Origin of the sequence: Cardinium endosymbiont of Sogatella furcifera, from assembly GCF_003351905.1 — a bacterium.
Taxonomy (GTDB): domain Bacteria; phylum Bacteroidota; class Bacteroidia; order Cytophagales; family Amoebophilaceae; genus Cardinium.
The window spans coordinates 489,306-503,049 of record NZ_CP022339.1 but is presented as its reverse complement, the minus strand read 5'-3'; the positions used below and the strand labels follow the sequence as shown (position 1 = coordinate 503,049).

The 13,744-nt window shown below is 39.6% G+C and carries 13 protein-coding genes; 5 read left to right on the top strand and 8 right to left on the bottom strand.

Going from position 1 to position 13,744, the window contains the following annotated elements; all coding sequences use genetic code 11:
• Positions 1-355 precede the first annotated feature (355 nt).
• The 4 genes from mgtE to CE557_RS02145 all read left to right on the top strand — a co-directional run bounded on the left by mgtE (position 356) and on the right by CE557_RS02145 (position 4,295).
• A complete protein-coding gene (mgtE, locus tag CE557_RS02160; protein WP_162789955.1) occupies positions 356-1,747 on the top strand; it encodes a magnesium transporter in 1,392 nt (463 codons plus the stop codon).
• 109 nt (positions 1,748-1,856) lie between these two features.
• Complete coding sequence (locus CE557_RS02155) at positions 1,857-2,348, top strand: hypothetical protein (RefSeq protein WP_162789954.1); 492 nt, start codon at positions 1,857-1,859, stop codon at positions 2,346-2,348.
• 34 nt (positions 2,349-2,382) lie between these two features.
• Entirely contained in the window at positions 2,383-3,657 is a 1,275-nt protein-coding gene (locus tag CE557_RS02150; RefSeq protein ID WP_114909974.1) for a dihydrolipoamide acetyltransferase family protein, read from the top strand.
• Complete coding sequence (locus CE557_RS02145; RefSeq protein WP_114909973.1) at positions 3,648-4,295, top strand: L-threonylcarbamoyladenylate synthase; 648 nt, start codon at positions 3,648-3,650, stop codon at positions 4,293-4,295. Before CE557_RS02150 ends, CE557_RS02145 begins: the two co-directional genes overlap by 10 nt.
• Positions 4,296-4,330: 35 nt before the next feature.
• Here the strand turns inward: CE557_RS02145 and CE557_RS02140 are convergent, their stop codons facing one another.
• The 8 genes from CE557_RS02140 to uvrA form a co-directional block, all read right to left on the bottom strand.
• Entirely contained in the window at positions 4,331-4,918 is a 588-nt protein-coding gene (locus CE557_RS02140) for a lipoprotein signal peptidase (protein WP_114909972.1), read from the bottom strand.
• Positions 4,919-4,930: 12 nt separating this feature from the next.
• Positions 4,931-5,560, bottom strand: coding sequence for a signal peptidase II (locus CE557_RS02135; protein WP_223245918.1), 630 nt, complete (start codon positions 5,558-5,560; stop codon positions 4,931-4,933).
• Positions 5,561-5,586: 26 nt separating this feature from the next.
• On the bottom strand, positions 5,587-6,342 hold the full coding sequence (locus CE557_RS02130) for a DUF6048 family protein (RefSeq protein WP_114909970.1): 756 nt from the start codon (positions 6,340-6,342) through the stop codon (positions 5,587-5,589).
• Entirely contained in the window at positions 6,323-6,802 is a 480-nt protein-coding gene (locus tag CE557_RS02125; RefSeq protein WP_114909969.1) for a hypothetical protein, read from the bottom strand. The genes CE557_RS02130 and CE557_RS02125 overlap by 20 nt, the downstream gene beginning before the upstream one ends.
• A 506-nt stretch (positions 6,803-7,308) precedes the next feature.
• Positions 7,309-7,881 (bottom strand): hypothetical protein, encoded by a 573-nt coding sequence (locus CE557_RS02120; RefSeq protein ID WP_114909968.1) that lies wholly within the window; start codon positions 7,879-7,881, stop codon positions 7,309-7,311.
• A 10-nt stretch (positions 7,882-7,891) separates the two neighbouring features.
• Positions 7,892-8,227 (bottom strand): AAA family ATPase, encoded by a 336-nt coding sequence (locus CE557_RS02115; protein WP_114909967.1) that lies wholly within the window; start codon positions 8,225-8,227, stop codon positions 7,892-7,894.
• Positions 8,228-8,230: 3 nt separating this feature from the next.
• Positions 8,231-8,902: a hypothetical protein gene (locus tag CE557_RS02110; RefSeq protein WP_114909966.1), complete on the bottom strand. Its 672-nt coding sequence runs from the start codon at positions 8,900-8,902 to the stop codon at positions 8,231-8,233.
• A gap of 171 nt (positions 8,903-9,073) precedes the next feature.
• The gene (uvrA, locus tag CE557_RS02105; protein WP_223245917.1) at positions 9,074-11,923 is read right to left on the bottom strand and encodes an excinuclease ABC subunit UvrA; all 2,850 of its coding nucleotides are present in this window, start codon (positions 11,921-11,923) and stop codon (positions 9,074-9,076) included.
• A 260-nt stretch (positions 11,924-12,183) separates the two neighbouring features.
• On the opposite strand from uvrA, the gene CE557_RS02100 reads away from it, so the two are divergent.
• On the top strand, positions 12,184-13,701 hold the full coding sequence (locus tag CE557_RS02100) for a mechanosensitive ion channel family protein (RefSeq protein ID WP_162789953.1): 1,518 nt from the start codon (positions 12,184-12,186) through the stop codon (positions 13,699-13,701).
• Positions 13,702-13,744: the final 43 nt, after the last annotated feature.

Here is a 13,744-nt window from a genome sequence, read left to right as displayed (position 1 = left end):
CTCGGTTCTGGCTGAGTGATTAGCCCTTGGCCAGAGAGGAGGTCCACCTTGTTATTCAACCAGGCTTCCCCTGATGGTGTGTTGCGTTTTATATTATATAATGTATATAATTTTAGATTTACCTATTGGTAATTTACTTCAGATTCTCTTAAATTTACCTTTCGTTAAGTCTTCTTCTTGACTCTACTTGTAGTTAGCATAGGTGGGGGCTATGTTTTAGTCTGGGAACCATGTTGTTTTTTATTGCAGGGCTTCTTTGGCTACGCTCGTTCTTTTAGAGGATTTTTATAAATCTATTCTCTCATCTAGGCTTGTTAAGCATGGTTGTACCATATGGAACCAAAAAACTACGATTATGAAACTAAAAGGGGAACATAAGTTTTTTAAGTGGATGCGTTTACTCAAGCAGCAGCAGGAGAAGCGGTTGACCTATTGTTTGGAGCGTGCATCACCTATAGAGGTGGCTAGATTCTTTGAAAAGCAATCTTTTGAGTTGGTTATAGGCATATTTAGCACCTTATCTATCGCACGAAAAGGGGAAATATTTGCCTTATTGAAGGACAGTGAATTGCAGATGCAAATCTACCATAGCATTCCAAAAAGTAGTTTTGCAAAGATCTTTTCTTGTATGCCTTCTGATCTGCGTGTTGATTTTTACCAACGACTGAATAGTAAAGACCATGCGCGTTTATTACCCTATTTGAGCAGAAAGGTACGAGAAGATGTGATTATGCTCAGTGCCTATGTACCAGATACGGCGGGGGGTATTATGAATACAGATTTTGCAACGGTCTTAAATTCAATGACGGTAGAAGAGGCCATCGCTAAAATCCGGGAGGATGCACCCTCTAAAAAGATGCTGTACTACATTTATGTAGTAGATGAAAAGATGAAACTAGTTGGCTTTATTTCTTTAAAAGACTTGGTGATGCGTTCTCCTCAAGAAAAAATAGAGACCATACTCAATGTAAATTTTGTTTATGCTACGGTTGATGAGGATCAAGAAGTTGTTGCCAAAAAAATTGAACAATATGATTTGGTAGCTATTCCTATTCTCAATCAAGAAGAGCAAATTGTAGGTATTGTCAGCTATGACGATGCTATAGATATTATCAGGGCGGAACAAGTAGAGGATATGGATAAGTTTATGGGTATTACTTCGGAAGAAGATGCACCCGATTATCTCAAGGTATCTAGTCTACAACACCTTAAGAAACGCATCAAATGGATTGTAGTAGTATTTATAGCCAGCATTGTAAGTCATTCTTTTACACATGCTAAAAGCACGCTTTTTAACCAATTTAATCTAATTTTTTATTTGAGCATGATTACGGATACTGGAGGCAATGTAGGCAGCCAAGTTGCTTCAGTAGTGCTCCAGGCATTGAATCGCGGCCAAGTCACGCTATCTGATTGGGTAAGGATTATCTTAAAGGAATTAAGGATTGCCATTATGTTGGCTTCTGTTTTATTTTTTCTTGCTTATATTAAAGTATTCTTAACTTCTAGCCTGGATGTAGAGACCAATAGACACTATCAGGTAATGTTTGTAGTAGCCTTGAGTATTGTATTACAAGTTATTTTTTCTGCTTTTATTGGAGCGGCTTTCCCGCTGGCCGCTAAGTACTTTAATGGAGATCCTGCCGTAGCGGCAAGCCCTGCCATTAATACAACTGTAGAATTATTGGGCGTACTCATTTATTATATAATCATCTATTGGCTTATTTATCCAGTCAGTAGCTGTTAGTCCTGGTTACAAACCAGGCCAATTTTTTAAATTTTTTAACGCTATAATTAAGCATCTATCTTTACAGGCTCTATCTACCTTTTTTGGCCTGACTTAGCCACTATATGCCATGCGCTTAAGATTATTTTATTTCATACAATATTGGACGCTGTTATGCGTGACAACTGTTTATTTTACTTCCTGTCTAAAAGGTAATAAGGGCAGCGAGCTGTTGTTGCGCGATGAGCTGATGAGACCTCTGGTAGAGGCATCCGCGTATATTACAGGCAAGTATCAGGAAGTGGATGAACATGGAAATATACTCAGCAAAGCAGCTGATCATCCTAAAGATCTCACAAAGCCGTATCAATTACTTGTAGGTCTAATACCACAACTAATCGCCCGTCAAAAGATTATAGGGCATCCAATTGCACAAACGCTATTAATTGATATGCATAACCAATTATGCAACCTGGAACAGGATATAGGAAAGCTACCCGATAGCCTGGATAAAAATCAGCTCGGGAAAGCATTGAAGCAGCTGGCTGAATACCTCTCTTCTTTAATGGAGAAAAAAGAGCGCTCCCTAATCTCCACGACCCATCATAGCCCAACGGACTAATGGTAAGGGTTTAAATTTTTTAAGTGTGGTTGGTATGTCCTTAATAACGCTTTATTTACCTAAAATGGGTGAAAGTGTGGTAGAAGCTATCGTATTGCATTGGTGTGTCAAAGAGGAAGAAGTAGTGATGGAAGGGGCACCTCTGTTGGAAGTGGCCACAGATAAAGTTGATGCAGAGATTCCTGCTGCTTACTCTGGTAAGATTAAAAAATTATTGGTCAGCAAAGGAGAAGTGGTCGCCATTGGCGCACCGATTGCTTTATTAGAGGTGGAAAATGGAGCTGTACCAGCTACAACCCATGAACCATCTTTTGTAGACCCAAAACCTACTGTAACAGCTATTACCCCATCACCTAATAGGGGAATAGCATCTTTGCCTATCTATAGCCAGGTAAAACTCACGCCTGTAGCCAAGCATATGGCCCACAAGCATCTGATTCCATCAGATGTGCTAACAAGATTAGCGGGGGATACTAGGGACAATCGGGTGACCAAATCAGCGATTGCAGACTATTTAAGTGTACACCTACCTATAGATACGCATACTACGAATCACCATTTATTTCATGAGACCGTTACGCCACTAGAAGGAGATGAAGTGACCCAAATGGATCGTGTAAGAAAACTAATTGCAGATCGCATGGTAGCATCTAAGAAAATAGCGCCGCATGTTACCTCTTTTATACGTGCCGATGTAACGGAACTTGTTGCCTGGAGAAATCAACATAAGACCATTTTTGAAGAAAAACATGGGATTAAATTGAGTTACAACCCTATTTTTATGGTAATGATTGCACGTGCCTTACAGCACTTCCCGTTGCTCAATGCGGTAGTGGCAGATGATCAGATTATCAAACGCAAGCATATTAATATAGGTTTTGCAGTAGCACTACCAAATGGTAATGTAGTGGTTCCTGTGGTCCATCAAGTAGAGCAGCTTGGGTTGGTACCATTGGCGCGACAGATCGATGCTTTAGTCCATCAAGCACGTAATGGGACGATTCGGCCAGACGCATTAACCGGTGCCAGCTATACCATTTCTAATATCGGTTGCTTTGATAACCTGATGGGCACACCTATTATTGTGCAGCCACAGGTAGCGATCCTTGCCTTGGGTCTTATTGAAAAACGCCCTGCTGTGGTCCATATAGGGGGAAAAGAGACCATAGCGATTCGTGATGAACTTTTCCTATCCCATACCTACGACCACCGGATTATAGATGGAGCCATAGGGGGAGGGTTTTTAAAATATCTGGCCAAGGCATGTGAATCATTTGTGGAGAACATAGAACAGTATCCATGTACATAAAAAACATTCCATTAGACATCTCTAATCTATCTGCTGCTCAACACGCTGCATGCTTACTTAATAGAGGATGTGTAATCGCTGTACCTACCGATACGGTTTATGGCCTGGCCTGTTTGGCTAAAAATAAAAAGGCAGTAAAAAGATTATTTCAGCTCAAACAGCGTAGCAATGATAAACCCATTGCCATTTGTATTGGATCTATTCAAGCGCTATCTAGATATGGCAAGATAGACGCAACCATTACGCCTTTGCTTAACGCATTGCTCCCTGGTCCGGTTACGCTTCTTTTCGAAGCATTACCATATTTTAATAAAAGTTTGGTTCCCAAAACAAATTTGGTTGGCATTAGAATGCCAGATCACCCATTCATGATGGATGTTATGCGCATATGTAATGCAGCGATTGCACTAACCAGTGCCAATAAAAGTAGTGAACCCAGTTGTTTACATGTGCAGGAATTTAAGCAGCTCTGGCCTAAATTGGACGCCGTTTTTGATGGAGGTACTTTGGGTGCCATCGATCCGATGCGGTTGGGTTCTACCATTGTGGACCTTTCTGTTAAAGGCTCTTTTAGCATTACAAGAAGTGGATGTGCGCTGGATTATGTACAAAAACATATGGACCTCATTTTAGGCTAAATATTTATTCAGCCAATAAGTCATTTTTAACCTTATCAGTAAGGTTTGGGATGAGGAGTTCCATGAAACAGACATAAAATAACTGCTAACCCAGCCGATACAGCTACATCAGCTATGTTAAAAATAGGTAGGCAATATATATAGTACCCGCCCCAAATAGGTAGCCAACTAGGCATCACACCAGACCAAAGGTCAATGTGTAGCATATCAATGACCTGTCCGTAGAACCATTTCATAGGTGCATCAGTAGGTGCATTATTCAGATAGACACCATAAAAAATACTATCTATGCTATTGCCAATAGCACCTCCTAACACCAAAGCCCATCCGCAGATCCAAGCAACAGGTGTATGGCGTCTGATGGATTGAATGATGTGCCAAAAAATATATAAAGAAGCCAAAACACGGAAGGTGGTAATCAATAACTTACCATATTTAAAACCTAGATGGATGCTAAATGCCATTCCAGGATTTAAGGTATAGGTAAGCTTAAAAATATTTCCCAAAAGATTAATGTGCCCATCTGTCCCCATTTCCATATGGTTGTACACCCAAAGCTTAGAGGCTTGATCTGCCAAAACAATAAACAATACAATAGAAAAATATTTTATAAACCGTTGCATATATATAAACTTTTATACGGTATAATCCGTTACTTGACTTTTTTTGTTCGATGGTACCAATGCATGAAAAGAACAAAACATCAACAATAGTCCGAGAAAAATAGCCAGATCTGCTATATTGAAAATAGGCAACAGACCGATCTCTTGCCCTCCACAAATAGGTACCCAGTGGGGCAGTACACCAGACCAAAAATCAAGATGGAGCATATCAATGACTTGCCCATGGAACCATTGCATAGGCGCTATATCAGGTGCATTATTTAAATAAACACCATAAAAAATACTATCTATGGTATTGCCAATAGCACCTCCTAAAAGCAGGACCCAGCCCCAAATCCATACAGTAGGGGTTGACTGAGCCAATGACCGAACGATATAAAGCATAATATAGAGCGAAGCAAAAAGACGCACACAGGTAATCAGCAACTTTCCATACTTAAAACCAAATTGTAACCCAAAAGCCATGCCATAGTTTAGCACATAGGTCAACTTAAATAGGTTTCCTAATATTTTTATATGGTAATCTGGCCCTAATTCCATATGGTTATGGACCCAAAGTTTGCATCCTTGATCTGCAAAGATTACCAGAAACAATACTAAAAGGTATTTTACATATCGTTTCATGCTACTATAATGTGTCATATACGGTTTACAAGATTAAAATAGACTTAACTTACGCTTTTTTGCGCAACATTCCCGCCAGAAGGCTGCTTGTTCTGCTGCAGTGGAATACGCAACAAAACATACAAACTATAACCAAAAGCATGGTCAAATTCTGCTAAACCAAAACCTGGGATATCAAATGGCAAAGCACATAACTTATTTTCTATTTTTTTGCTGAACTTATAACGCACCGTACAACCGATAGATAGGGCACGCATCAGGTATACCTTTCCGCCTGCCACCACCTCCCACCAATGCACTATTGCAGCATCTTTGCTATGTCGCAAAGCTATAGGTGCTATACATCGTTGAGGCGAACAAGCTTTATTGGACGGGTGGTTGCATTGTAACTTATTACTTTTTAGTTGAAAATCAAAAAAACTTCTAGCATAACGTAATCCTATAAAAAATTGATTGTGATGGGCAGTAGGTGTTAAAAAATTATACCCTAAGCCTACCCTAAAATATTGACCACGCGCAGATGCAAAGGAGCCATTATGTGGCCTGCCATCCCGCTGAATTTGGCCCAAGCCATAGTCTACATCTAATAAGATGGGATAAAAATCAATAGAACTATGTATTTCATAGGCAGGGCCTGTTTTTTGGTACCAACCCACACAAGTTTTGGCTACATCTATGCCAAGGTACCAAGTAGTAGGCCAAATCCTATGGTTGGATAGTTGGACATTGGCCACTACACACTGAGGGAGCACAACAGACAACACCATATAACCTATTGACTTAATAATATAACGTAACATTGGGTTTCTCTTTCTCTGCTTGCAATGGCACTGGACCGTCTATAGTAATTTTCTTGAAGAAATCTTTTTTATTACATTGCACCTCCTGAATAGTATATTGTACTTGAAGCCCTCCAGCTTCAGTAGAAATCAGGGAGACCATACGTTCATAGCAAATGGTAACTTGGAAGTAGTAGCACCTATTTTCATCTATTAGCTCAAAACTGACTGCATCGGCATTGGGGTCAAGTGATATAGATAAACCATCTTTTAGCAAAAAGGGTGGACTATCCTTTGTAAGGAGCGGAGACAACTTATAAAAAGTTAATTCCGAAAGCAGTTCGCTCTGCAAGTCTGCTAAGGCTCCTGGGACCCGTTTGTCCTTTGCTGGCGCAAATGCAATTTTTACCTGATTCCCATATTTACTTTCCCAACTTTTAAAGTCTTTACAAGATAACACCCCCAATAACCCAAAGAGCATGCAAACTTTTCGGAGGTATTTCAATAGGACAAAAAAAACCGATAAAGAAACCAACATGTAGAAAATACAATGAAACCGCTGCACGCCCAGCCTATGGCTTAATAGGCCCAAATCTTGACTAGAGTAGTGTAAACGAATATAAAATAGGTAATAAATTTACGCGTTAAAACCATAGCAAACAAATGAATCAAACGGATAAGAATGCCTACAATGGCCTAGCCTGTATGAGACCGGTCATCACTATTGTATGTGTTCAGCGCAGTGGTTTTTTGCGTTCAAAGAACAACGCCCCTTTAAAAAGGCGCGGTGTAGAAAGTGGCATTTTACAGATGATTAGGAAAAACAGTTTCCTTTAAAGCCCACGCAGTGGGCGCTTTCTGTTTTTCCATCTGTAAGATGGCACTTTCAGCGGCTGTTTACCGAGGGCTTGATTTTTTGTCCACTTTTTTATCAAGAAAAAAGTAGGATAAAACTCATTATTAACCAGTATCGTGAACAGATACTCGCTATTTGCTCACGCTTTTTTTAGGAGCCAGTTTTGTATCATTTAAGTCAGCGCATGGGCCTGCTTGAAGATGATAAGGTGCATAGGCTTGTTTTACATCAAAAGTAGTCGTTTGTATACCTGAAATTTCATGAATCAACTTTTGATATTTTAATAGGTCTATGTATTGATCAATCACATTAAGCAAAACACGTACTCCTTTCAAACCTATACGGCTATCTTCTGCTACAATGGCATCTATTACATTTTGATCGAATTGCGATCGATCTATACCTTTTTTAGTCAGTAGCTCATCCACATAAGTCGTTGCAATCGCGCACTTCCTTGCAGGGGTGAAACCTTCATCAAAATGAATGACTTTTATACGGCTTTCTAAGGCTGCTGCCTTATCTGCTGTCAAGGTTTCTGTAAAGGTTTTATTGGCAATCAAAACAATTTTTAGCTGAGAGATATCAGGGCATGCATGGTCATAACGAGACAACGGCACTGCTACTTCTTGTGCTTCTAAAAGGGTATGCAACAGATTATATATGTCTGATCCATTGCTGGCTACAAATTTTCCATTGTTATCCATGGCTAGGGCTTTATTCTATTTCATCTAATACGAGTATTTTATTAGACCAGTTCTGTGCTTGACTAGACGCGCCTATCAGTGCTTCTGCTATGACTCCTTTTTCAGGATTAGAGGAATCAAATCCAGTGCCATGTACGCGCTTATACCTAGATATATCCATACATTGCACAGGTAGCTGCAACAAGCTGGCCAATTGCTTGGCCAAATAGGTTTTGCCAGTTCCAGGTGGCCCTACAAACATAATCGGGGTTGCTTTTTTAGTTAATAGACTGCTTTTGGCATCCTCAACTATAGTGGCAACAAATGCACCAATAGCCAGACGAACCGCTTCTGGATAGTTGCGCATAAATTAGTTTATAACCACTGTATTAGGCACAATTTGCTTAGGTCCTATAGGAAATTGCAATACCTCTTGGATTACTTCTACATATTTATCGTTACAATAGTCAAATCGTTGTATAGCCCAGATATGCCGATTTAAGGTCTGTTCTATAAAACTCTGCATAGTTGCCGAAAACGTGTGCTTCCTTGCTGCATACTGCCTTTTTAAGTCTATTGCTTGATTGAGTCTAGGTTTGGATAAAAATGGAAAAAACAACATGGCAGAAGAACGTCCTATAGCTTCAAGTGGATCGGCAGCAAGATTGCCTATGAGCGGCGCCACTAAAGTAGATAAGTCAAAAGGCTTGCTGCATAACTGATGCAAGCCAAAAATTAAGCCAGTTGATACGAAGAGTTGGATAGTAGACCGAAACAATTCATTCATTTGCTCCTTTACAAAAACATCCTGTTGACTGCTTTTCCTTTTACCAGGCTTAACCATGTACTTTGGCTTGCGCTTTGTTTGCCTAGGAACCGTCTCTTGGTGATGCGCTATACTAAGTAAGTTGCCTTTACTTTTTGATTTTGCCTGGAGCGGTATTATGCCCAAAGTACCAAGGATAACAAGGGTAAGGTATAGATAAATTTTCTTGAAAAGACCTTGAAAATAGAAACAAATAGCCTGAAATAAATAACGCATTGCAACTGTATTTAATAACAAAAGAACACCATGCTGAAAATAGTTTTACATGAGCCACCCATAGCGCGGACTTGTTACAAAAAAGTAGACAGATAGCACGACAGAACCATAGCCTGTCATGCAGCACAGAGGTGAACAAAAAAGTACATCCGACTCCTTGGTGCCGATATTTTACAAATATAATTCTTTTTGTAAGCAATGGCCCGTATAGCTCTCTGGTACCTTGGCCACAGCTTCTGGAGTACCTTGTGCAATTAGATACCCCCCCTCTCGCCCACCATCTGGACCAATATCAATCACATAGTCTGCTACCTTTATAATATCCATATTGTGCTCTATAATCAGTACCGTATTGCCTTGGTCGACTAACTTTTTTAACACAGATAATAGCGCTAGAATATCTTGAAAGTGCAGGCCAGTACTGGGTTCATCTAAGATATACAGGGTATCTCCCGTACTCTTTTTGGCCAACTCTGTGGCCAACTTGACCCGCTGTGCTTCTCCACCTGATAAGGTAGTGGCATGTTGCCCCAGGGTAATGTACCCTAGGCCTACTTGTTCTAAGGTACGGAGTTTAGCCAATATAGATGGATGGCTTTCAAAAAAAGGAATCGCATTGGATACGGTCATATCTAAGACATCCGCAATAGATTTGCCTTTATATTGTATCTCTAATGTTTCACGGCTATATCGTTTGCCTTTACAGTTATCACACGTTACATATACCTCTGGCAGAAAACCCATTTCGATGCGTTGAATACCAGCGCCCTCACAAGTATTACACCGGCCTTCTTTTAGATTAAAAGAGAATCGACCTGGCTTATAGCCTCTAATTTTAGCCTCTGGCAAAATCGAAAAAAAGCTACGTATATCTGTAAACATACCGGTATAGGTACTAGGGTTAGAGCGAGGGGTTCTGCCTATAGGTAATTGACTGACCTCTATCACCTTATTGATGTGTGTTAAGCCAAGTGCTTCTGTATAGGGTAGGGCAATGATGCGGCTGTTATAAAGGTGTTTTTTAAGAATAGGCAAGAGGGTTTTACGAATCAGCGAAGACTTACCACTTCCTGATACCCCTGTTACACAAATCATTAGACCCAATGGAAGGGTTAAGGTTACATTTTTTAAATTATTGCCCCTACAGCCGCTAATGGTTAGGGTTTTACCATTTCCTGGTTTGCGATTGAACCGCTCATGCCTTTTATCGGTTAAAAATGCAGCTGTAGCGCTGGGTTGTGCCAAAAACGCGTTTAAGGGACCTGCTGCAACTACTTCTCCCCCATAAAGACCAGCCTGCGGTCCTATTTCAATCAGATAGTCTGCTGCCAACATGATTTCTTTATCATGCTCTACGACCAATATTGTATTACCGATATCTCTAAGCGCTTTTAAGGCACCAATCAAACGGCTATTATCGCGTTGATGCAAGCCAATACTTGGTTCATCAAGAATGTAAAGGACACCCAGTAGCTGGGTACCTATTTGTGTAGCCAGCCTAATACGTTGTGCTTCCCCGCCGGATAAGCTACTTATACTTCTATTAAGATGTAGGTAATGCAAGCCAACATCAATTAAAAATTGTAGTCTTTTGGCAATTTCTTTTATAATCTCATGGGCAATGATTTGCTGTTTTTCTGTTAATAAAGTGGATAAGGTAGCAAACCATTGTTTGAGTGCATCTAAGTCCATTGCGACCAAATCCGTAATACTTTTGTCTTGAATCTTAAAAGACCTAGCTATTGGGTTTAATCTAGTACCTTGGCAATCTGGACATATAGTTGTGTAAACAAACCCCTCTTCTATACTACCATTTCGTGCAGCCATCTCTCGTTCTTGTTGTTTGATGAGCACAGCGATAATGCCCTCAAAGGGCTCGACGCAATCGGCAATAAGCACAGAACGATAAGGTATAACATTGCCAAATAACAACAAGTTCAATACAGCTGGAGGTAGTATTTCAACTGGATCGGTTATTTTGCATTGGAAAAACCTTAATAAGGCTTCTATTTTTTTAAACAATAATGATGTCTTATAGGGCCCTAATGGTAAAATGGCCCCATTTTTAATGCTTATACTTTTATCTGGAATAACCGTATCTATGTCTACATGGGTAATTTCACCTAATCCGTCGCAGATGGGACAAGCGCCATAAGGCGTATTAAAAGAAAAAAGGCTTGGTTCTGGTGCATCATAGGCAAGCCCTGTCTCTTCATCCATTAAATGGGTGGAAAAATAGTAATCTTTTTGCGCAGGATCTACTACTAATAGGGTCCCTTTTCCATATTGTAGCGCCAATTGTAGTGCGTTTTTAATACGATCCAATGCTTTTAGGTCTATTAAAACATGATCTATAATCAAGGCAACATCATGTTTTTTATGGCGGGCCAGCTTTAAGCTATCGGTCAATTCTATAATGGTGCCATTCACTCTAACCTTATTGAAACCGAGTTTCATAATACGTTTGAGTAGTGCTTCATGATGGCCTTTTCTACCTCTAATAACAGGCGCCATGAGGGTAACCCTTTGCTTAGAGAAAGCACGTAATAGATGGGCAAGAATCTGTTCCTCATCCTGTGTGACCATTCTATTACCTGTAGTGTGGGCATAGGCATCTGCTACGCGTGCAAAAAGCAAACGCATAAAATCATAGATTTCTGTAGTAGTCCCGACCGTAGAACGTATATTGCGATTGGTTGTTTTCTGCTCAATGGCAATAACCGGACTTAATCCATTGATTTTATCTACTTCCGGTCTGGTTAAACTACCTAAAAATCCCCGTGCATAGGCACTAAAACTTTCTCTATACCGCCTTTGCCCCTCTGCATTGATGGTATCAAAAGCCAAAGATGATTTCCCACTGCCACTGACACCTGTAATGATAACCAATTGATTGCGTGGGAAAACTACATCAATATTTTTTAAATTGTGGGTCCTTGCTCCTAACACTTCCACATAATCAAAACCATAACGATCTTGCAAAACGTGATTAGCCTGTTGTCTATCCATTTTATCTATCATATTGCTCAAGCAATTTCATCAGGTGAAACCTGAATAGCCCCATATAGCGTTCCGTAAGAAGAGCACCCGCACCTACCAATCTGCAAAAAGGATAAAGGATAAAAAATTAATGGCCATAATTGTGATTTCCAAAATTTTAAACACCCATCTTTTGTGCAAAACGCAAGATATAGCTTAATTTAGCGGGCAAATAATCTATATCCAATTAACATTAAATATGTATACCTATGAATAGCCTCTATCGATTTTGTATAAACAAAATGACCCCCTATTTTGTACGGATCAAGCAGGTACCATACCTTGTTTGCTTGGCATTTAGCTACATGCTCGCACCGGTTACCTTACAAGCCAATAATAAGCGCGTAAATGATCCTAAAGTAAATTTAAGCTCCCCATATGATACCGTATATACCCATTTTATGCTTTTAAATCCGGGCAATAAAGCTGCTGCGCATGTAGGGATTGTATTTCCACATGGCGAAACCCAACAAAGCAAAGAAATGGCGATTAAGTTAAAAAGGTTACTAACGCTTAAGGGTATCAATATTGAAACCATACCGAAAGATCCGAACTATATGGATCCAACGATAAATGAAAATAGATTTATTTTATCTAAAAAGCTACCAAAAGTTTACTTAATCAAAGAGGGTGAACAATGGCGTTACAGTAAAGAAACACTAGATTTTATAAGGGAATATGAAGTAGCGGATCGCTTACACACGATTTTGTATCACTTTTTACCCGAAGCATTTTGTAAAAAACAGATATTAAACCTTACCATTTGGCAATATATCATGTTGATCGGTTTGGCCATTATTATTTGGCTGACCTATAAAATTATGCCCTACTTTTTAAAACTTATGGTATATAAGTTTATAGGTAGTAAAAAATCATTTGCTATAGAGCGGTTACTCATGCTGGTGATTAGCATCTACTTCTTAAAAAGTGGCTTAACGATGTTCCAGTCTGAATCCTTAACCTCTTTTATCAATCGGGTCATAGAGGCCACCACTTCCTTTTTATGGATGTGTTTGGCGTATGAATGTGTTAATTTAATGCAATATAGAATCAAAATTGCTAAGAAACACAATAAATTTATGATCCATATATTGCCTCTTTTTAGCATAACGGCTAAAATTATCGTAGGGATTGTGGGTTTGGTACAAACGATTGACAACCTTGGATTTGCAACAGGCTCTTTAGTGAAGGCACTTTCTTTTAGTACACTGGGTCTGGGTTTGGCTTGTCAAGATACCATTAAGAATCTATTTGGATCATTGATGATTACGATGGATCGGCCTTTTAGTGTAGGGGATGAGATTGTTTCTGGAGGCATCCGCGGCAAAGTAGAAGAAGTGGGTTTACGTTCTACCTTATTACGTACAAAAGAAGGTTCTTTAGTGTACATCCCCAATGCAAAATTAGCGGATGCCTATATTGATAACTTTGGGAAAAGAACTTCGCGCATGGTCTCTTTAGAAGTACCACTAAATTATACGATCTCTTTAGAAGTGTTACCAAGGTTTATAAAGGGATTACGTACCATTGCCGAATCACAACCATTGGTACAACCAGAAAGAACAAACATCTACCTAGATAAAATGAACCAGAACGGATTGGTCATTATGTTTACCTTCCATTTGGATACCACGGAAAGCAGTATAGAACATGCGTGTAAGAATAATGTAATACCCCTTATTTTAAAGCTGGCCAACCAACTTGATATACGTTTAGGTAACGTACAATACATTTCGGATATAGCAACAACACATCCCTAAGGATGCAACCATCCAACGCTTACTCATCGGTTCAGCTGGTGGG